The sequence below is a fragment of the Mycobacterium shunyiense genome, assembly GCF_058270075.1.
The window spans coordinates 194,904-214,176 of record NZ_JBZDPU010000023.1; the positions used below are offsets into that span (position 1 = coordinate 194,904).

Annotated in this window: 19 protein-coding genes and 1 tRNA gene; 10 read left to right on the plus strand and 10 right to left on the minus strand. The window is 67.2% G+C overall.

Translation table 11 applies throughout. The features are described from left to right. Positions 1-70: 70 nt before the first annotated feature. Together bagA and bagB are read left to right on the plus strand one after the other, a co-directional pair. Complete coding sequence (gene bagA / locus AC4ELH_RS25675) at positions 71-1,102, plus strand: ATPase BagA (RefSeq protein WP_448445643.1); 1,032 nt, start codon at positions 71-73, stop codon at positions 1,100-1,102. Beyond that, the gene (bagB, locus tag AC4ELH_RS25680; RefSeq protein WP_448445336.1) at positions 1,102-2,235 is read left to right on the plus strand and encodes an ATPase BagB; all 1,134 of its coding nucleotides are present in this window, start codon (positions 1,102-1,104) and stop codon (positions 2,233-2,235) included. Before bagA ends, bagB begins: the two co-directional genes overlap by 1 nt. Here the strand turns inward: bagB and AC4ELH_RS25685 are convergent. From AC4ELH_RS25685 to AC4ELH_RS25705, 5 genes are all read right to left on the minus strand, one after another. Beyond that, on the minus strand, positions 2,202-3,062 hold the full coding sequence (locus tag AC4ELH_RS25685) for a serine hydrolase (RefSeq protein WP_498887553.1): 861 nt from the start codon (positions 3,060-3,062) through the stop codon (positions 2,202-2,204). The genes bagB and AC4ELH_RS25685 overlap by 34 nt on opposite strands. Then, positions 3,059-4,471 (minus strand): amino acid permease, encoded by a 1,413-nt coding sequence (locus AC4ELH_RS25690; protein ID WP_448445332.1) that lies wholly within the window; start codon positions 4,469-4,471, stop codon positions 3,059-3,061. The genes AC4ELH_RS25685 and AC4ELH_RS25690 overlap by 4 nt, the downstream gene beginning before the upstream one ends. Positions 4,472-4,484: 13 nt before the next feature. Further along, entirely contained in the window at positions 4,485-5,852 is a 1,368-nt protein-coding gene (locus AC4ELH_RS25695; protein WP_498887555.1) for a type III PLP-dependent enzyme domain-containing protein, read from the minus strand. A gap of 122 nt (positions 5,853-5,974) precedes the next feature. After that, the gene (locus tag AC4ELH_RS25700) at positions 5,975-7,576 is read right to left on the minus strand and encodes a PucR family transcriptional regulator (RefSeq protein ID WP_498887557.1); all 1,602 of its coding nucleotides are present in this window, start codon (positions 7,574-7,576) and stop codon (positions 5,975-5,977) included. 94 nt (positions 7,577-7,670) lie between these two features. After that, positions 7,671-8,000, minus strand: coding sequence for a WhiB family transcriptional regulator (locus AC4ELH_RS25705; protein ID WP_019347376.1), 330 nt, complete (start codon positions 7,998-8,000; stop codon positions 7,671-7,673). Between the two features lie 326 nt (positions 8,001-8,326). On the opposite strand from AC4ELH_RS25705, the gene ponA2 reads away from it, so the two are divergent. The 4 genes from ponA2 (at position 8,327) to AC4ELH_RS25725 (ending at position 13,217) form a co-directional block, all read left to right on the plus strand. Next, on the plus strand, positions 8,327-10,777 hold the full coding sequence (gene ponA2 / locus AC4ELH_RS25710) for a transglycosylase/D,D-transpeptidase PonA2 (protein ID WP_064881206.1): 2,451 nt from the start codon (positions 8,327-8,329) through the stop codon (positions 10,775-10,777). A gap of 27 nt (positions 10,778-10,804) precedes the next feature. Beyond that, complete coding sequence (locus tag AC4ELH_RS25715) at positions 10,805-11,749, plus strand: metallophosphoesterase (protein WP_064881207.1); 945 nt, start codon at positions 10,805-10,807, stop codon at positions 11,747-11,749. Further along, on the plus strand, positions 11,746-12,852 hold the full coding sequence (gene cds1, locus AC4ELH_RS25720) for an L-cysteine desulfhydrase Cds1 (RefSeq protein ID WP_463791843.1): 1,107 nt from the start codon (positions 11,746-11,748) through the stop codon (positions 12,850-12,852). The genes AC4ELH_RS25715 and cds1 overlap by 4 nt, the downstream gene beginning before the upstream one ends. Before the next feature lie 291 nt (positions 12,853-13,143). Next, positions 13,144-13,217 (plus strand) — tRNA-Pro (locus AC4ELH_RS25725). A gap of 68 nt (positions 13,218-13,285) precedes the next feature. Here the strand turns inward: AC4ELH_RS25725 and AC4ELH_RS25730 are convergent. Then, positions 13,286-13,555: a hypothetical protein gene (locus tag AC4ELH_RS25730; RefSeq protein WP_498887561.1), complete on the minus strand. Its 270-nt coding sequence runs from the start codon at positions 13,553-13,555 to the stop codon at positions 13,286-13,288. Between the two features lie 103 nt (positions 13,556-13,658). After that, positions 13,659-14,813 (minus strand): serine/threonine-protein kinase, encoded by a 1,155-nt coding sequence (locus AC4ELH_RS25735; protein WP_498887563.1) that lies wholly within the window; start codon positions 14,811-14,813, stop codon positions 13,659-13,661. Positions 14,814-14,881: 68 nt separating this feature from the next. Here AC4ELH_RS25735 and AC4ELH_RS25740 point away from each other — a divergent pair, with 68 nt between their 5' ends. From AC4ELH_RS25740 to AC4ELH_RS25750, 3 genes are read left to right on the plus strand one after another with little or no spacing between them, the layout of a single operon-like run. Next, complete coding sequence (locus tag AC4ELH_RS25740; protein ID WP_064958196.1) at positions 14,882-15,376, plus strand: SRPBCC family protein; 495 nt, start codon at positions 14,882-14,884, stop codon at positions 15,374-15,376. Between the two features lie 36 nt (positions 15,377-15,412). Further along, positions 15,413-16,207: an acyl-CoA thioesterase gene (locus AC4ELH_RS25745; protein ID WP_463791846.1), complete on the plus strand. Its 795-nt coding sequence runs from the start codon at positions 15,413-15,415 to the stop codon at positions 16,205-16,207. A 41-nt stretch (positions 16,208-16,248) separates the two neighbouring features. Then, on the plus strand, positions 16,249-16,911 hold the full coding sequence (locus AC4ELH_RS25750) for a phosphodiesterase (protein ID WP_448445317.1): 663 nt from the start codon (positions 16,249-16,251) through the stop codon (positions 16,909-16,911). Between the two features lie 3 nt (positions 16,912-16,914). Here the strand turns inward: AC4ELH_RS25750 and AC4ELH_RS25755 are convergent, their stop codons facing one another. From AC4ELH_RS25755 to AC4ELH_RS25765, 3 genes are read right to left on the minus strand one after another with little or no spacing between them, the layout of a single operon-like run. Further along, positions 16,915-17,061, minus strand: coding sequence for a hypothetical protein (locus AC4ELH_RS25755; protein WP_165609148.1), 147 nt, complete (start codon positions 17,059-17,061; stop codon positions 16,915-16,917). A 45-nt stretch (positions 17,062-17,106) separates the two neighbouring features. Beyond that, entirely contained in the window at positions 17,107-17,571 is a 465-nt protein-coding gene (locus AC4ELH_RS25760; RefSeq protein WP_003883826.1) for a GatB/YqeY domain-containing protein, read from the minus strand. Between the two features lie 19 nt (positions 17,572-17,590). After that, complete coding sequence (locus AC4ELH_RS25765) at positions 17,591-18,262, minus strand: SIMPL domain-containing protein (protein ID WP_448445314.1); 672 nt, start codon at positions 18,260-18,262, stop codon at positions 17,591-17,593. A gap of 39 nt (positions 18,263-18,301) precedes the next feature. On the opposite strand from AC4ELH_RS25765, the gene AC4ELH_RS25770 reads away from it, so the two are divergent. Beyond that, on the plus strand, positions 18,302-19,273 hold the full coding sequence (locus AC4ELH_RS25770; RefSeq protein WP_448445313.1) for a DUF7847 domain-containing protein: 972 nt from the start codon (positions 18,302-18,304) through the stop codon (positions 19,271-19,273).

Here is a 19,273-nt window from a genome sequence, read left to right on the forward strand (position 1 = left end):
GCCGCCCACCTAGTTCCTTCGCTCATGGCCCGAGCTTATCGGTCGGACACCCAGGCTTGGTTAGCATGCACTGGTGGCAACCACAGAGAGCGGCGCCAAACACGTCGGCTGGCCGTCAAGGCTCACAAAGGCCCGGCTGCATTTCGTTTCCGGCAAGGGCGGTACCGGCAAGTCCACCGTCGCAGCCGCACTGGCGCTGGCCCTGGCGGCCGGCGGCCGCAAGGTGCTGCTGGTGGAGGTCGAGGAGCGCCAGGGCATCGCGCAGTTGTTCGACGTGCCGCCGCTGCCGTACGAGGAAGTCAAGGTGGCCACGGCCGATGGCGGCGGACAGGTCAACGCGCTCGCGATCGACATCGAGGCCGCGTTCCTGGAGTACCTCGACATGTTCTACAACCTCGGCCTGGCCGGCCGGGCCATGCGCCGCATCGGTGCCATCGAATTCGCGACCACGATCGCTCCCGGTCTGCGTGACGTGCTGCTCACCGGCAAGATCAAAGAAATCGTGACGCGCACCCCCAAGGACGCCAAGGGCAAGCGCGGCGTTTACGACGCCGTGGTGGTCGATTCCCCTCCCACCGGCCGCATCCCGCGGTTCCTGGACGTCACCAAGGCGGTCTCCGACCTCGCCAAGGGTGGGCCCGTGCACTCGCAGGCCGACGGTGTGGTCAAGCTGCTGCACTCCGAGCAGACCGCGATCCACCTGGTGACGCTGCTGGAAGCACTGCCCATCCAGGAAACGCTGGAAGCCATCGACGAACTCACCGAGATGGGCCTGCCGATCGGCAGCGTGATCGTCAACCGCAACATCCCGGCCTACCTGCCCACCGAGGATCTGGCCAAGGCCGCCGAGGGTGACATCGACGCCGACGCCGTCCGCGCGGGCCTGGATAAGGCTGGAATCACGTTGGCGGACAACGATTTCGCGGGCCTGCTGACCGAGTCCATCCAGCACGCCACCCGGATCGCGGCACGCGCCGAGAGTGCCGAACTGCTCGATGCCATCGACGTCCCCCGCCTCGAGCTGCCGTCGCTGGCCGATGGTGTCGACCTGGGCAGCCTGTATGAACTCGCCGAAGCACTGGAACAGCAGGGGGTCCGCTAGTGAGTACGAAACCGCCCGCCCTTGACATGCACGCCATCCTGTCCGACACCGCCAACCGCGTCGTAGTGTGTTGCGGCGCAGGCGGAGTCGGCAAGACCACCACCGCGGCTGCGATGGCACTGCGGGCCGCCGAGTACGGCCGCACCGTCGTGGTGCTGACCATCGACCCGGCCAAGCGACTGGCCCAGGCGCTGGGCATCAAGGATCTCGGGAACACCCCGCAGCGGGTTCCACTGGCCCCGGAGGTCACCGGGGAGCTGCACGCGATGATGCTGGACATGCGCCGCACGTTCGACGAGATGGTGGTGCAGTACTCCGGGCCGGACCGTGCCGATTCCATTCTGGAGAACCAGTTCTACCAAACCGTGGCGACCTCGCTGGCCGGCACGCAGGAGTACATGGCCATGGAGAAGCTCGGCCAGCTGCTGGCCGAGGACAAGTGGGATCTGGTGGTGGTGGACACCCCGCCGTCGCGCAACGCCCTGGACTTCCTCGATGCCCCGAAGCGGTTGGGCAGCTTCATGGACAGTCGGCTGTGGCGGATGCTGCTGGCGCCGGGACGCGGGATCGGCCGGTTGGTCACCGGCGCCGTCGGGCTGGCGATGAAGGCCCTGTCCACGGTGCTCGGATCGCAAATGCTCTCCGATGCAGCAGGTTTCGTGCAGTCACTGGACGCCACCTTCGGCGGGTTCCGCGAGAAGGCCGACCGGACCTATGAATTGCTCAAGCGCCGCGGCACTCAGTTTGTGGTGGTGTCGGCGGCCGAGCCCGACGCACTGCGCGAGGCCTCGTTCTTCGTCGACCGGCTGTCGAACGAACACATGCCGCTGGCCGGGCTGATCCTCAACCGCACCCACCCCACGCTGTGCGATCTGCATGCCGACAAGGCAGAGGAAGCCGCCGACGCGTTGGCGGCCGAGGGTTCGGACCCGCTGGCCGAGGCCGTGCTGCGGATCCACGCCGACCGGGCCCACACCGCCAAGCGTGAGATCCGGCTGCTGTCCCGGTTCACCGGCGCCAACCCGCATGTCGCGATCGTCGGGGTGCCGTCACTGCCGTTCGATGTCTCGGATCTCGACGCGCTGCGCGCGATCGCCGATCAGATCACCGGGGAGGCGGCCGGCGCCGCCTGATCGGCGCCTTCCAGGTAGCGGCGGATCTCGGTCCCCAGCAGTCCCATCGCTTCCAACACCGGATCGCGATGGTTTTCACCCAAGGCCCAATTGGCCAGGACCGCGTAGCCCACCCGGCATCCGCTGTCCGGGTTCCCGACACATCCGATGTCGATCCGCGCGTCGGAGATGGTCCCGGTCTTGTTCCAGAGCTCGAACCCGGCGTCGGGCTCGGTGTGTGCCAGCGGGTCCAGGCCGAATGCCCGCGCCACCATGGACAGATCGGTGTTGACGCCGAGCCAGCGCCGCAACCGCTCGGACACCGCCGGGCTGTGGATGTCACCCATCTGCAGGCGCGCCACGAACTCGCAGAGTTCCGCGGCATTCCCCGTGGAAAGGGTGAGCGGATCGTCCTGGGATCTGTTCAGCCGCACCCGGTCTCGTAACCCGCTCTCGGTGAACCCGAGGTCGCGGGTTGCGCGTTGCACCTCGTCGAGACCGAGCCGGCGAAGCAGAATGTTGGTGGCCATGTTGTCGCTGACCGCACCGATCAGCAGGCACAGGTCATCGATCCGTTGGTCCTGCTGCCGTAACAGATAGAGGATGCCGGAGTCTGCCACCTGGTCCTCAGCGGTGGCGGCGAGGACTTCGCCGGGGTCCAGGGTCACGTCGTCGAACCGGCGCGCCACCTCGGCCAGTAGGAAGACCTTCCCCACACTGGCCGTCTTGAGCACGCGGTCCGGCGTGTGCTCCCACAGGGTCCGGCCGGTGCTCAGGTCGGTGATGCGGGCCGACCAGGTCGCGGCGTCGGCCAGCCAGGACGAGGCTCGGGAGAAGAACGCGCTCATGCCACTTCGGCGACGTCGGCGTCGACGGGTACCCGCCCGAACCGCTTGCGCAGGACGTAGGCCACCACGACCACAACGAGACTCAGGACGCTGGCCAACAGTTGGACGCGCTGATCGACGTCGAACAGCATGGCAACCAGGACCAGTACGAAACACGCGATCACCACGATGGTCAGATACGGGAAGAACCACATCTTCAGCGTCAGCTTGGACGGGTCGTCACGTTCGATGGCCCGGCGCACCCGCAGCTCGGAGAGACCGATCATCACGTACATGAAGATGGCGACGACGCCGCACGAGTTCACGAGGAACAGGAACAGCGAGTCGGGGGCGATGTAGGCGAGCACCACGGAGATCCAGCCGATGACCGTGCTGGCCAGCACGGCCCTGGTCGGAACACCGCGGGAGTTGGTGCGCACCAACCACTCTGGTGCGTCACCGTGCGACGCGAGCACCCGCAGCATGCGCGAGGACGTGTAGATCGACGAGTTCAGCACCGAGAGCACCGCGGTGAGGATGACGAAGTTCATGATCACGCCGGCGCCGGGAATCTGCAGTTTGTCCAGGGCGGCCACGTACGGGCTGGACAGCACGGACGCGTCGTTCCACGGCAGGATGCACACGACCAGGAAGATCGACCCGACGTAGAACAGGATGATCCGCCAGATGACCCCGGTGGTGGCCCTGGCCACCGACTTGGCCGGCTCGGCGCTCTCGGCGGCGGCGATGGTGACGATCTCGGCTCCGCCGAACGCAAAGATCACCACCACGACAGCGCCCAGGATCGCCCCGACGCCGTTGGGCGCGAACCCGCCGTGGGACACCAGATTGCTCAGCCCACTGGTGTCGCCCGGCCACACTCCCGATACCCACAGCAGGCCCAGCACGATGAAGGACACGATGGCGGCGACCTTGATACCGGAGAACCAGAACTCGAATTCGCCGAACCAACGCACCGAGATCAGGTTGGTCACGGTCATCACCGCCATCAGCAGCATGGCCATGATCCACAGTGGCAAGCCGACCCAGACTGACAGGATCTTGGCCCCCGCAACGGCTTCCACCGCGATGATGATCACGTAGTAGTACCAGTACAACCAGCCGAGGGTGAAGCCGGCCCACGGGCCGATCCCCATCCTGGCGTAGTCGGCGAAGGCACCCGTCCTCGGCTTTGCGACCACCATCTCGCCCAGCATGCGCAGGGTGCACAGCACCAGAGCGCCGGCCAGAACATAGGACAGGATCGCGGCGGGCCCGGCGGTCTTGATGACTGCGCCGCTACCGACGAACAGCCCCGCACCGATGGCCCCGCCGATCGCGATCATGGTCATGTGCCGCGTTTTCAGCGATCTGGCCAGTCCGGAGCGGGGTTCATCGACGGAGGACAACTGGGGTTCCGATTCGAGCATGTGGCGGTCGCAATCAGTCGCAGGGGCGGATGGGCAGGGGCACGAGCGAGGGTTCGCCGGCCTCGGTCACGATCTGTTCGATCGTCTGGGCGCGCCGGACCAGCGACCAGCGTCGGCCGCCGTCCGGGTCGGTCTCCACCGCGTAGACCGCGGGCCGCGGTAATGCGTTGTAGGAGAAGTGGGTTGAGAAGTAGTAGCCGCCGGTGTCCGGTACGGCCACCAGGTCCCCTTGGTGGACGAGGGGTAGTTCTCGGCCGACGGCCAGCATGTCGCCGGTGAAGCACGCCGGACCTGCGATGTCCTGCAGCTGAGACTGCTCGGCGCGGCGCCGGCCCTGCGCGTCGTACACCTCGATCCGCAACGGCCATTCCCCCGGCCCGAAAATCGTGCGGGTCGCCACCTGCACACCGGCATGGGTGATGGCGATCTGCCTGCCCCCGGTGACCTTCGTGTACTCGACCCTGGCCACGATGGTGCCCGCCTTGGCCGTCAACGCCCGGCCGAACTCGGTGACCAAACCGTATGTGCCATCGAAGAGTTCCGGCACCATGCGCTCCAGGACGGCGCGGTGATCGGCGAAGGTCGGGACGATGTCGTCCGAGCTGAAGTTGACCGGCAACCCGCCACCGATGTCGATGCGGCGAACCTGCTGATGCCCGGTACGCGCCGTGATGTCGGCTGCGAGATCGGTGATCAGCCGGACCCCCTCGGCAGCGTGTTCCAGACTCAGGCCCTGCGAACCGCTGTGCACGTGTAGCTGCGTCAGCCAGGGCCGGGCCGCGAAGGCGGCGATGACAGTTTCGCGATGGTCGGCCAGACCGATTCCGAATTTGGACGTCGACGTCGCGGTGCTCATGGCGCCGATGGCCCCGGCCCCGGTCTGCGGATTCAGTCGCATGCCGATGACCGATCGGTGCCCACCCACCCGGACGACGGACTGGTCCACCCGCGCCAGTTCTTCGAAGTTGTCGATGTTGAACGAGATCCCGAGCGCCAGTGCCTGCTCGATCTCGGTCGCGGTCTTCGCCGGGGAGTCGAACACGATGTGTTCGGCGGGAAAGCCTGCGGCCAGCGCGAGTTGGAGTTCGCCCGGGCTCGCCACCTCGCAGCCGAATCCCGCCTGGGCGAACCGGGTGAGCACCGGACGCAGCGTGATCGCCTTGGCCGCGATGGTGTGCAGTGCCGGCATGGATGCCGGATAAGCCTGGCTCAACGACCGCATCAGCTCATCGAGCGTGTCCAGGTCGACGACTCCGCACAGCGGGTGCAGGTCGTCGATGAACGCCTGCCGGGCAACATCGCCGACGACCTGTTCGCGGCGGCGCAGCAGGGTGTCCGGAGTCGGCAGGGTATCCCTGGTTCGCGGGGGTGCATCAATCACAGATAAACCCTATGAATGCGGCGGTTGGTGGTGAGAGCCATACGAGCTGAGGAATTTCGCGCGGATCTTCGTCGGATTCAGAGGAAGTGCCGCGACGCGGGTGGCGGTGTCTCCGAAATGCACTAACCAGATCCCGGTTTCTTGTCGATCTCGACGGGAGAGCGGCCCGCGCGGCGTTCCCACACCAGCAGGCCCAGGGCCGCGCGGAGCCTGGCCGCCGGTGACTGCAGGTCGATATCGGAGACCACGCGGATCCGGTCCAGCCGGTAGCGCAGTGAGTTGGCGTGGATGCCCAATTCGCGGGCGGCTCCGGTCAGATTGCCGGGATGGTCGAGCACCGCGGCGACGGTGTCGATGAATGCCGTGCCGTGGTCGGTGTCGTGCCGGCGCAGGGCTGACAGGGGTTCTGTCATCACGTCGGCCATCGGATCGAGCAGGTCGGCCGCCCGCACCAGGGCCAGTGCGTCGGGCACGTCGGCAGCCGTGAGAACCGGCTGCCTGACCTGCGGCGGGTGTGCGGCTCTGAGCGCGGCAGCGTCGAGAACCTGACGCGCGACGATGGCAGAGTCGCGCAGGTAGGCGATGGCCTCGACGACGGGGCCGACGGCGACCGCGCCCGCGTGGGCAGGCGAAACCCGGGCCAGGTGCCTGGACAGGCTGTCGGCCAGATCCGTCTCGGCGGATTCGTCGTCCAGCACCGGAAGCACGATGAGCAGTTCGTCCCCGACCCGTGCCGTGCGGGCGCCGGCGCGGAGCGCCTGGACATGGAACATCAGGGCGCGCGACGCAGACGTGTCGGCGCCCAGCGCCAGGACAGCGTGTCTGCTGTCTGGCTGCAGCCCGAGCAAGGCCGCCGGGACTCCAGGGTCCACCCCACGCGAGAGCAGGTCGACCAGGGCCGATTCCTGGAGGCGACGTTCGTATTGGTCGCGGTGAACTTCCCGCAACATCATCGCCGCGGCGGTCTGGCGTACCTGCAACAGCAGCTGGCGCAGTTCTTCGCGGTCGGTAGCGTCGTCCAGCGCCGCCCAGATGGTGCCCAGCGTTTCGGTGCCGGATTTCATCGACACCACCATGCGGGCCGGGTCGTCATCCTCGGCGTTGCGCACGACCACGTCATCGGATCGCCAGACCGCGGGCAGGAATCCGGTGGACATGAGCCGTTCGACCCGCCAGGCGGGTACCGCACCGCCCAGGATCGTCTGGTTCCGAATCGGGTCGACATCCGGCCCCACGACGGCATAGGCCAGCACGCGGGAATCCAGATCCTCGATGGTCACCGGGGCGCCGGTCTGGCTGCTGATCCAGCGGGCCAGGGCCTGCAGGTTGTCCACCTGCGGGGCCGGGTTGACGATGCGGCCCGCACCGAGCAGCCGGATCAGGACCCGGAACAGTTCGCTCCAGCCCACCCAGGGCGAACGCCGGAACAACCTCGTGGAGTGGACGGGCAACATCGATACGTCGGTTGCCGCGTCGGGTGGAAGCACAATGGCCGCAGCGGTTCCCACCTCGTCGAGCAACGACCCGAGTGCGAAGCGATCCTCTACGCGGGTGCTGACCAACACGATGGTGCCGGTGTAGTCCGCCGGGGTGCCGGGCTCATGCAGGACGACGTCATTCAACAACGGATCGTCGGCGGGTTCGGCGGTCGGTAGCGGCATCAACATGCCGGCGGCGCCAGAAACCATCGCCGACAACGGAAGAACGCTGGCAGGCTCACTCACTGCCGCTGATTACCATGTGCCACAACCGAATACACTACCGTCGGCTGGACTTTGGCGCGCGCGGGCCAGGTCAGCCCGCGAGAAGACACCGGCGCTAGACCGCGCTGCGGTGGTGCTTGCGCTGGGCTGCGAAGAACTCGGCCCAGGAAATGACTTCGGGATGCTGCTTGAGCAGGGCACGACGCTGACGTTCGGTCATCCCGCCCCAGACGCCGAACTCCACACGGTTGTCGAGTGCATCGGCACCACATTCGAGGATCACCGGGCAGTGGCGGCAGATCACCGCGGCTTTGCGTTGCGCGGCACCGCGGACGAACAGCTCGTCCGGATCGGCTTGACGGCATCGCGCCTGTGAGACCCAGGCGATCCGGGCTTCACCTTCGCCTCGATGGACCAGATTCGTGGCGGGGGCGGAAGCGTTCATCTTGTCTGCGACAGTTCTTGTACCTGACACCAGCGATCCCTTCGTTCCTGTCATCTCCCCAGATGACGGGCGTTGAACCTTCCGGTGTAGAACGCTATTGCGATCTACGCCACATTGCGACAGCCCGTGTTACCTGGATCGCACTGTGTGTCCAAGCTAGGTGGTCAGAGGGTATTTACGCAACAGTTTGTCGCCCACTTTTTTGGGACGGCCGTGCCGTCTGACCCGGTTCGGTGCGCACCGAGGTGTTTCTGCAGGCAAGCGCGATATGTCCGCGGGGCCCGCTCACAGGCAGCGCCGCTCGGCGACCTGGCTACTCTGTACCCATGCCGGAGCCGCCGACACGACCGCCCGCGCAGCCACCCCAAGCGGTCACCATCATCAAACTCGCCTGGTGCGTCCTGCTCGCGAGTGTGCTGGCGGCCACCTTCATGTTCCCGTTGGTGGGTGGATTCGGCCTGATGTCGAACCGGGCTTCCGACGTGGTGGCCAACGGCTCGGCCGCCCTGGTCGACGGCGAGGTTCCGCAGGTCTCGACCATGGTCGACGCCAAGGGCAACACCATCGCGTGGCTGTATTCACAGCGACGCTTCGAGGTGCCGAGCGATCAGATCGCCAACACCATGAAGCTTGCCCTGGTCTCCATCGAGGACAAGCGGTTCGCCGAACACAACGGCGTGGACTGGCAGGGCACGCTGACCGGCCTCACCGGATACATGCGCGGCGACTCCGACACCCGCGGCGGTTCGACCATCGAGCAGCAGTACGTGAAGAACTACCAGCTGCTCGTCATCGCCCAGACCGATGCCGAGCGCCGCGCCGCGATCGAGACCACACCGGCCCGCAAACTGCGTGAGATCCGGATGGCCCTCACGCTGGACAAGACCTTCACCAAGCCCGAGATCCTGACCCGCTATCTGAACCTGGTCTCGTTCGGCAACGGCGCGTTCGGTGTTCAGGACGCTGCACAGACCTATTTCGGCGTCAACGCCTCCGAGCTGAACTGGCAGCAGGCCGCGCTGTTGGCCGGCATGGTGCAGTCCACCAGTGCGCTGAACCCGTACACCAACCCCGACGGCGCCCTGGCCCGACGGAACCTGGTGCTGGACACCATGATCGACAACATCCCGCAGGAGGCCGACGCGCTGCGGGCCGCCAAGCAACAGCCGTTGGGCATCCTGCCGCAGCCCAATGAACTGCCCCGTGGCTGCATCGCAGCCGGTGACCGGGCGTTCTTCTGCGATTACGCGCTGGAGTACCTGGCCCGCGCCGGACTGTCCAAGGAGCAGGTGGCCAAGGGCGGTTACCTGATCAAGACCACGCTGGACCCCGATGTGCAGGGCTCGGTGAAGTCGGCGATCGACAGCATCGCCCGCCCGGACGCACCCGGCATCGCCAGCGTGATGAGCGTGATCAAGCCGGGCAAGGAATCCCACCCGGTGCTGGCGATGGGCAGCAACCGCACCTACGGCCTGAACACCGATGCCGGCGAGACCATGCAGCCGCAGCCGTTCTCGCTCGTCGGCGACGGCGCCGGATCGATCTTCAAGATCTTCACCACGGCCGCGGCCATGGACATGGGGATGGGCATCAACACCCAACTGGCGGTGCCCGGTTTCTTCCAGGCCAAGGGGCTGGGCAGCAGTGACACCCCGGGTTGCCCGAAGGAAACCTGGTGCGTGAAGAACGCCGGCGGCTACCGAGGTTCGATGAGCGTCACCGATGCGCTGGCCACCTCCCCGAACACCGCGTTCGCCAAGCTGATCTCGCAGATCGGCGTGCAACGGTCGGTCGACATGGCCGTCAAGCTGGGGCTGCGGTCCTACGCGCTGCCCGGCACCGCCCGCGACTACGACCCCGACAGCAACGAAAGCCTGGCCGACTTCGTCAAGCGCCAGAACATCGGCTCGTTCACCCTGGGGCCCATCGAGGTCAACGCACTCGAATTGTCGAATGTCGCGGCCACGCTGGCCTCCGGCGGCACCTGGTGCCCGCCCAATCCGATCGGCCAGGTGCTCGATCGCCACGGCCAGGAGGTGTCGGTGACGACCGAGACCTGCGATCAGGCGGTGCCCGAGGGGCTGGCCAACACCCTGGCCAACGCGATGAGCAAGGACGACCAGGCCGGCGGCACCGCCTCCGGGTCTGCCGGTTCGGTCGGCTGGGACCTGCCGATGTCGGGCAAGACCGGCACCACCGAGGCGCACCGGTCGTCGGGCTTCCTGGGCTTCACCAATCAGTACGCCGCGGCCAACTACATCTACGACGATTCCACCAGCCCCGGCGAGCTGTGCTCGTTCCCGCTGCGCCAGTGCGGCGACGGCAACCTGTTCGGCGGTAACGAACCGGCCCGTACCTGGTTCACGGCGCTGAAGCCGATCGCCAACAACTTCGGCCCGGTCGCCCTGCCGCCGACAGATCCGCGTTACGTCGACGGCGGCCCCGGCTCGGTGGTCCCGACCGTGACCGGACTGGATGAGACGGCCGCGCGCCAGCGGCTCAAGGAATCCGGATTCCAGGTGGCCGATGGCTCCGCCTCGGTCAACAGCAGCTCGCGCGCCGGCACCGTCGTCGGTACCGCGCCCAGCGGCCAGACGATTCCGGGCTCGATCATCACGATCCAGGTCAGTAACGGGATCCCGCCGGCCCCACCGCCGCCCGAGTTCCCGTTCCCGCTGCCGGGCGGCCCGCCGCCCGAGATCGGCCAGACGGTCGTCGAGATCCCGGGGTTGCCTCCGATCACCGTCCCGGTGCTCGGCCCTCCACCGCCCCCGTGACCATCGGTTCGCAGTAGGCTTGCCTGCATGTCAGTGAAGAAGGCAGCTGCCGTCACCGCCGGTTCGCTGGTTGCCGGGATCGGCTATGCAACCCTCATCGAGCGCAATGCGTTCGTGCTGCGGGAAGCGACCATGCCGGTACTGGCCCCTGGCTCGTCACCCCTTCGGGTGCTTCACCTGTCCGATCTGCACATGCGTCCCAACCAGCGCCGTAAGCAGGCCTGGCTGCGTGATCTGGCACGCCTCGAGCCCGATCTGGTGGTCAACACGGGCGACAACCTGGCCCATCCGAAGGCCGTGCCCGCCGTCGTGCAGTCACTGAGCGATCTGCTGTCGGCGCCCGGCCTGTTCGTGTTCGGCAGCAACGACTATTTCGCGCCGCGTCTGAAGAATCCGCTGAACTACCTCACCAACCCGGATCATCGGACGCACGGTGAGCCGCTGCCGTGGCAGGACCTGCGGGCAGCGTTCACCGAACGTGGCTGGCTCGACATGACCCACATCCGTCGGGACGTCGAGGTGGCCGGGCAGCACATCGCGGTGGCCGGCGTCGACGATCCGCACCTCAAGCGCGACCGCTACGACACCATCGCCGGCCGAGCCAACGGCGCGGCGAATCTGACTTTGGGGCTCACGCACTCCCCCGAACCGCGGGTGTTGGACCGCTTCGCCGCCGACGGCTATCAACTGGTGCTGGCCGGGCACACCCACGGCGGGCAGCTGTGCCTACCGTTCTACGGGGCCATCGTGACCAACTGCGAACTGGACCGGTCGCGAGCCAAGGGCGCCTCGAAGTGGGGTTCCCACATGCAGCTGCACGTGTCCGCGGGTATCGGCACGTCGCCGTTCGCGCCGGCGCGGTTCTGCTGCCGCCCCGAGGCCACCCTGCTGACGCTCGTCGCAGCGCCGACCGGCGGCGGCCACGTCGGGATCAGGGCCGGGCAATCCAGCCCGGCCGTCTCGGCCCGGTGAGCCAACCGGGCTGCACCGCGTCGCGTCCCCGGCCACGCCGGTGGGTCGACAATGCGGTGCGGCTGATCGAGGCCGATTCCAAGCGCAGCGCCGACACCCATCTGTTGCGTTATCCGCTGCCGGCGACCTGGAGCAGTGGTGTCGACGCGCAGTTGTATCTCAAGGACGAGTCCACCCACATCACCGGCAGCCTCAAGCACCGGCTGGCCCGGTCCCTGTTCCTCTACGGGTTGTGCAACGGCTGGATCGGTGAGGGCACCACGATCATCGAGGCGTCCTCGGGGTCGACAGCGGTGTCGGAGGCCTACTTCGCCGCACTGCTGGGGTTGCCGTTCATCGCGGTGATGCCCGCCTCGACCAGTGGCTCCAAGATCGCGCTCATCGAAGCCCAAGGCGGCCGTTGCCATTTCGTCGCGGAGTCATCGCAGGTGTATGCCGAGGCGCAGCGGTTGGCCGAGGAGACCGGCGGGCACTACCTGGACCAGTTCACCAACGCCGAACGGGCCACCGACTGGCGCGGCAACAACAACATCGCCGAGTCGATCTACGAGCAGATGCGTCTGGAACCGCATCCGGTTCCGGAGTGGATCGTGGTGGGGGCCGGCACCGGTGGCACCAGTGCGACCATCGGCCGCTACATCCGCTACCGCAGGCATGCCACGCAGTTGTGTGTCGTCGACCCGGAGAACTCCGCGTTCTTCCCCGGCTACGCGCAGGGCCGCGACGACGTCGTCACGGGCGCATCGTCACGCATCGAGGGCATCGGCAGGCCGCGAGTCGAGCCGTCGTTCCTGCCGGGTGTGGTGGATCGGATGATCACCGTCCCCGACTGCGGGTCGGTGGCCGCGGCGCATCACGCCAGCCGGGTCCTTGGCCGCCGCGTCGGCCCGTCGACCGGAACCAACCTGTGGGGGGCGTTCCAGCTGCTGGCGGAGATGATCGCGCACGGCCGCAGCGGGTCGGTGGTGACCCTGCTGGCCGACAGCGGTGACCGCTACGCGGATACCTACTTCGATGCCGACTGGCTCAGCGCCCAGGGCCTGGACCTGTCGGATTCGGCGGAGGTGCTGTCGGAGTTCGAGCGCTCGGGCAGCTGGTCCTGATCCGTCTCGGCCGTCAGGAACAGCCAAAACGCTGCCAGCGCGAAGAACCCCAGGTAAATGGTGGCGCCCAGGACGGTCATGAGTACTCCAGTCGGTTCGGATGTCGTCAGTGGGTAGAACACCACCGACACCCTCATTGCTTCCCGTCGCCGATCTTCGTCATTTCCCGTGGTCGGTTTCCACACCAAGGTTGTGATCTGCGCCGGCGCACCGCCCAGCGGCAGAAACCGGCGCAGAGGTGGCCGTTTGGCGTCCGAGGTACCCGGTGCGATACGCTGTCGGAGCTTCACACGGGGTGTGGCGCAGCTTGGTAGCGCGCTTCGTTCGGGACGAAGAGGTCGTGGGTTCGAATCCCGCCACCCCGACTCGTGTGATCAAGGCCCAGACCAGAGAGATCCGGTCTGGGCCTTTGTCTTTCCGGTCGAAAGCTTGCCTATCCCGGTAGTCCCTGTTCTTCCGGCGGCAGCGGAGCCGGTCCCTTGATTCCCGGAGTGGCCATGGGGACCTCGGGTGCCTGCGCCGGGTTGGACGGCGTGATGGTTACCCCGGTCTGCATCGGAGAAGCCGGCTCGGACCCGAGAAGAGAGACGGGATGACTCTGCAGGCCTCCGACGACCCCCAACGCACTCAGTGCAACAACCGCGCATCCACCAACCGCGGTGGAGAGTTTGATGCCGAATTTATTCATATCGAACCAATCCATTGAAAACATAGAGTTTCTATGCAATGGAAAACGTTGCGACCCCGGCATCTATTCCCAGTCTCGGGCCGGTCCCCGGACGGATCGCCAGGCGGGTCAGGCGCCGTCACTCATGCGGATGGCCTTTCTTGCCGTGGCCCTTGCGGTTCCCGTTGCCGTTCCCATTGCCATTGCCATCGCCCTGGTCTTGACCGTGGCCGTTCCAGTTGCCCCAATCGCCCTCGTCAGGCGGGAGCGTCGGCCGGAAGGTCGGGATGCTCGTCGCGGCAGGCACGGTCGGCTCGACAGTGGTGGTCACCGGCGTCACGGCCGGCGCGCGCTGCGGCGGCGGATCGGCGATCAACAGAATGGCCCCGAGGGCGCCGGCCGCCGCCACGGCCAGTCCGGCGAGCACCATCCGAACGCGCGACCGGCGGGCCGGCAGCGGGGAAGGCAGCATCAGGGTCGCAGGAGGAGCCGTCGGCGCGGCGTGCAATGCCGCCCGCATCTCGGCGGCGTCGGCGAAGCGATAGGCCGGGTCCCGCGCCATCGCGCGCTCCAGCACGTGGACCAGAGCGGGGTCGACGTCGGGGCGCAGCATGCCGATCGGCATCGGAGCTTCGTCGACGACTGCGCGCATGGTGGCGATCGGGTGGTCCCGAGTGAAGGGCCGCCGTCCGGTCAGCGCCTCGTAGCCGAGGACACCGACGGCGTACAGATCATCCGACACCGTCGCCGGGTGGCCCGTAATCCGTTGTGCGCTCAGGTAATCCGGCGTGCCGAACACGGTCCCGACGTGGGTGTGGGCGGTTCCGGCGGTCTTGGCGATACCGAAGTCGGCAAGCTTGGCGGTCCCCGAACTGGTGATCAGGACGTTGCCAGGTTTGATGTCGCGGTGCAGGATGCCCGCGCCGTGGGCAGCGGTCAGCGCACCCAGCAGGTCGGTCAGCACCCAACGCACCCGGTCGGCGGACAGCGGTCCGGCCGCGATCTCCTCGGCCAGGGTCGGCCCGGGCAGCCTTTCCATCACGATGAACGGCGTCCCGTGGTCGTCACCGCTGTCGTGGACCGCGACGATGTTGGGGTGGTTGAGCGCGGCGGCGGCGCGCGCTTCGTCCTCGAACCGCCGACGTGTCGCTTCGTCGGAGGCCAGGGCCGGGTAGAGCAGTTTGATCGCGACCGGACGCGACAGCCGGGTGTCCCAGCCATCGCGCACCTCGGCCATGCCGCCTCGGCCGAGCACGCCACGTAGCTCGTAGCGGCCAGCGAGCGCCGCCGTCATAGATCTCCCCTCCGCCGTGCGCTTGGCTCCAAGTATCCCGGAGTGCCGTTCTACGGCATGCTGGCACCATGCCCCGGTTCAGGCTGGAACCCGCCGACGCCGCCTTCTTCAGCACGGCGCCGCACATCTTCACCTATCAGAAGCGGTTCGCCGCGCCGCCAGAAAAGGTGTGGGAGTCGCTGGTCTCCGATGAGTCCCTGGCCGCCTGGGGACCGTCGGTCAACAAGGTCGAGTGGCTGTCGCCGCGGCCGTTCGGCGTCGGCACCTCCCGCGAGGTCACGCTGGCACCCGGGGTCGCTCGGGTGCACGAGACGTTCTTCCGGTGGGAGGAGGGCCGGCGGTACTCGTTCACCGTCGACCACGCCAACATTCCGTCGCTGCGCCGGTTCGCCGAGGACTACCTGGTAGAGCCCGCGGGCGACGGAGAGACGCAGTTCACCTGGATCGTGGCGATCGAGCCGAAGCCGTTGTTCGCGATCCCGTTCAAGGGGTTGGCGCCGGTGGTCAAAGCGGCGTTCGGGCGCATGGCCTCTGACGGCCAGCGCTATTTCGCCCGAGTGTGACCAAGGTCCCAACCAAGCAGTTGATAGCGTCGGCCGATGGCCGCGCTGAGCTGGATCGCCGAACTGTTGCAGTTCGATCGCGATGGTGATGACTTCTGCATTCGGGAACCGCGCAGAGGGGCGACCGAGCGGCTGTTCGGCGGGCTGATCGCCGCCCAATCGTTGAGCGTGGCGGGGGCCACGGTCGATGGCGGCCAGCTTCCGCAATCGCTGCACACCTACTTCGTCCGCGGCGGTCGCTACGACGCCGACGTCGAGTTCCACGTCGACCGCACCCGCGACGGACGCGCGTTCGCGACCCGGCACGTCACGGCCAGCCAGGACGGCAAGGTGATCCTGGAGATGCTGGCGTCGTTCCATCAACCCGAGCCCGGTCTGGATTGGTCTCCCGACGCCGTGCCCGCCCTGGAGTTCGACGCGGCCGCCCCAAAGCACGACGTCATGGACTTCGGCGACAAGTTCGACCTACGCACCATGCCCAGCGACACCTCAGAGTTCGCGGTGTCGCCGTTCTGGATCCGCAGCCAGGTCGAGATCGAGGACGATCCGCTGATCCGGGCCTGCACCCTGACCTTCATGTCGGATCTCGGTCCGGTCCCCTCAGCGCTCCCGCCGACGGTCCCGCTGCGGTCCGATCTCGGCTTCGCCGCCAGCCTGGACCACTCGATCTGGTTCCATCGCCCGTTCCTGCCCCGCGGCTGGCACCGATATGAGTTGCAGTCGGCGAACCACAACGATTCCCGTGGTCTGGCCCGCGGCTCGCTGTACGACGCCGCCGGCACACTGATCGCCAGCGTCAGCCAGGAAGCGCTCTGGCGGATTCCGGTCTAGCTGCGACGTTTGTCACCGCCGCACGGCGGGCAACCGGTGGCATGAAGATCTCCGATGTTGCGTCCTGGCCGGTCGAGCTCGGTGCCGCGATGCGGCACCGACGGCTGTTCCACCCGAACGGTGTGCTGGCGCGAGGTCATCTGGAGCGCACCGCACCCGCCGGCCGAGGCCTGCCGCTCTACTCGTGCGATGTGGTCGGGAGGTTGTCGAAAGGGATCGGGACACCGGATTCGGTGCCGGACATCGCCGGCCTGGCGTGGCGGATGCCACCGCAGCTGTCGGGGACACCGTGGGATGTGCTGTTGGCCTCCACACTGGCCGGCAATCGATTTGTCTTGTGGCCGGCCAATTCCTGGGCCGGGATCACGTTCTCGAGTGTGATGCCGCTGCGATTCGAGGGCGCGCTGTGGTGGCTGCGAGCCCGCCTGACCACCGACTTCGATGGCGCCGGGCTTTCGCTCGGCAGCGTGAACCAGCAATTGGAACGCGGTGGGGTCGAGTTCGACATCGAGCAGTCCCCCGCCACCGGCGAATTCGAGCCCGTCGCCCGGCTGTCACTGCGCGAGAAGCTGCCGCACGGTCGTGACGTGTCCTTCGATCCCGCACTGCACGAGGCCGACGGGGTCCGACTGGTGCCCACGTGGCTGGCAGATATCCGGCGCAGCGCCTACCACGGCAGCCGCGTCGGGCGCGATGCCGAATAGCGTTCAGTCGGGCGGCTCCTGACTGGTGCTCTCGGTGGTGTCGACATCCGGGGTGTCTTCCGGAACTTTCTTGGCCCGATCACGCTTGTCGGTCGCTTCACCGCTGTTCTCGCGGTGCTCTTCGTCGTAGATCCCCTTACCGGTTGGCATGAGCTTGAGATACCCGTCGCCGTGGGTTTCAACGCATCGCGAGCGCTACAGCCGGGCCTTGACCGCCGCCGACAACCGCGCCCCGTCGGCCTTGCCCGCGGCAATGGCGGTGGCGGCCTTCATCACCTGGCCCATCTGACGCATGCCGGGCCGTTCCCCGATCTGCTCGGCGACCTGCGCGATGGCGGTGTCGGCGACGTCGGCCAACTCGGCATCGGTCAACGGGGTGGGCAGATACTCGTCGATGATCCTGGCCTCGGCGTGCTCGTTGGCCGCCAATTCGCCGCGCCCGTTCTGGGTGTAGACCTCGGCCGCCTCGCCACGCTTCTTCGATTCGCGGGCCAGCACCGCAATCACCTCGGTGTCGGACAGTTCCCTTGCCTGCTTACCGGAGACTTCTTCGCTCTGGATGGCGGCCAGCACCATTCGCAGGGTGGCGGTGCGCAGTTTGTCCTGCGACTTCATCGCGGCGGTCAGATCCGCACGCAGCTTGTCCTTGAGCTCGGCCATAGCGCCAACCTAGCTGCGATCAGTCGTCGCTCGCCACGAATTTCGCGTCGACCGCGACCGAGACCTCGATATCGGCGGGTGCGAACTCGATTTCGGGCGCCGCGCCGCCGCGCACTGCCATGGCGCGCATCATCGGCGGGGACGACGAATCGTCGGGCGGCCGGCACACCATCCCGGCGTCGCCGATCGCCACCGGCCGCACCGGCCCGAGTGCCAGGGCATCGGAGTAGCGCTGGGCCCGGGTGACGGCGTCCTGCACCGCCTGGGTGTGGACCTGGGCGACCAGCTCGTCGCGATGCTCGGTGGTCAGCGCCCATTCGATCCGCGACAACGAAAAGCCGCCGGTTTCGGTGACATGACCGCCGACCCATCGCGACAACGCGGTGAAATCGCTGAACTTGACCTGGATGTCGACACTTGCGTGGTGCACGAGCGGCAGCTGCTTGCCCTCGTTGTTCCAGGGTCGGTTGGCCCAGGTGCGGACCTGGCCGGTGGACCACCAGGTGACCGGGCCGGCCTCGGGCTTGTGCAGCGGGGTGATCGAGGATTTCACCGTGTCGAGGTCGCGGACCACGCGCTCGTATACCGGTTCGATGGCCGGCCCCTCGTAACCGAGCGTGGCATGGACCGTCGCACGTTCCGGCGGCCGAAACGCGGAAAAAGACCCACGCACGATGATCTCGGTCGGCATGGGTCCACCGTAGTTGCTGACGGGAACTACGGTGAGAGGATGACGAGCGGTCGGCCATATGCGGGGAGTGCCATCCCGCTTCGCCCGTTGAGCCTGACCGACATTTTCAACGGCTCCCTCGCCTACGTCCGCACCAATCCGAAGGCGACGCTGGGTCTGGCCACCGTGGTCGTTCTCGCGTCGCAGATCGTCACGCTCGCACTGCAGATCGGGCCGCTGTCCGCCCTCGGCGAATTCGACCCCACACTGCAGGGCGAGACCCCGTCATCCGGGACCATCGCGGTGTTCGCGACCGGGGCGTTCGTCGGCATCGTCGTCACGACTCTGGCCTCGCTTCTGCTCAGCGGCATGCTCACGGTGGTGATCGGCCGCTCGGTGTTCGGCGGCACCATCACCATCGGCGAGGCCTGGCGACGGCTGCGCGGACGGCTGCCGGCGCTGATCGGGTTGACCGTGTTGCAGGCCCTTGCCCTGGTGGTGGTCGTCGGGATCGTCGCGGTCGTGATCGTCGGAGCCGGTGCACTGGGCGGCGGGTTGGCCGCGTTCGCCGTCGGTATGCCACTCGTGCTGCTCACGTTGCTCGGTGTGCTCTACGTGTCGACGGTTCTGCTGTTCGCCCCCGCGGCGATCGTGCTGGAGCAGCTTGGCATCGTCGATGCGGTCAAGCGGTCATTCACGTTGGTGAACAAGGACTTCTGGCGTGTGTTCGGCATCTGGGTGCTGGCCACCATCGTGGCCGCGGTGATGGCCTGGGGGGTGGGTGCGCCGTTCAACGTGGCGGGGCAGATCATGACGATGGTCGCCGAGGGCCCCACGGTGCCTGCACTGATCCTGACCGCCGTCGGTGGAGCGATCGGGCAGATCGTCACCGCACCGTTCAGCGCGGGCGTGGTGGTGCTGCTCTACGCCGACCGGCGGTTCCGCGCCGAGGCTTTCGACCTGATGCTGCAGACAGGCGCGGGTGCACCGGTGGAAACTACCGACCAACTATGGCTGCCGCGGTACGTCTGA

Coding starts and splice junctions, on each gene's coding strand:
- AC4ELH_RS25765 (WP_448445314.1), bottom strand. CDS start 18,262: ATGCCGACCGAGATCATCGTGCGTGGGTCTTTTTCCGCGTTTCGGCCG.
- AC4ELH_RS25750 (WP_448445317.1), top strand. CDS start 16,249: ATGAAGATCTCCGATGTTGCGTCCTGGCCGGTCGAGCTCGGTGCCGCG.
- AC4ELH_RS25770 (WP_448445313.1), top strand. CDS start 18,302: ATGACGAGCGGTCGGCCATATGCGGGGAGTGCCATCCCGCTTCGCCCG.
- AC4ELH_RS25735 (WP_498887563.1), bottom strand. CDS start 14,813: ATGACGGCGGCGCTCGCTGGCCGCTACGAGCTACGTGGCGTGCTCGGC.
- AC4ELH_RS25740 (WP_064958196.1), top strand. CDS start 14,882: ATGCCCCGGTTCAGGCTGGAACCCGCCGACGCCGCCTTCTTCAGCACG.
- AC4ELH_RS25685 (WP_498887553.1), bottom strand. CDS start 3,062: ATGAGCGCGTTCTTCTCCCGAGCCTCGTCCTGGCTGGCCGACGCCGCG.
- AC4ELH_RS25745 (WP_463791846.1), top strand. CDS start 15,413: ATGGCCGCGCTGAGCTGGATCGCCGAACTGTTGCAGTTCGATCGCGAT.
- AC4ELH_RS25705 (WP_019347376.1), bottom strand. CDS start 8,000: ATGAACGCTTCCGCCCCCGCCACGAATCTGGTCCATCGAGGCGAAGGT.
- AC4ELH_RS25730 (WP_498887561.1), bottom strand. CDS start 13,555: ATGGATTGGTTCGATATGAATAAATTCGGCATCAAACTCTCCACCGCG.
- AC4ELH_RS25715 (WP_064881207.1), top strand. CDS start 10,805: ATGTCAGTGAAGAAGGCAGCTGCCGTCACCGCCGGTTCGCTGGTTGCC.
- AC4ELH_RS25760 (WP_003883826.1), bottom strand. CDS start 17,571: ATGGCCGAGCTCAAGGACAAGCTGCGTGCGGATCTGACCGCCGCGATG.
- ponA2 (WP_064881206.1), top strand. CDS start 8,327: ATGCCGGAGCCGCCGACACGACCGCCCGCGCAGCCACCCCAAGCGGTC.
- AC4ELH_RS25755 (WP_165609148.1), bottom strand. CDS start 17,061: ATGCCAACCGGTAAGGGGATCTACGACGAAGAGCACCGCGAGAACAGC.
- AC4ELH_RS25690 (WP_448445332.1), bottom strand. CDS start 4,471: ATGCTCGAATCGGAACCCCAGTTGTCCTCCGTCGATGAACCCCGCTCC.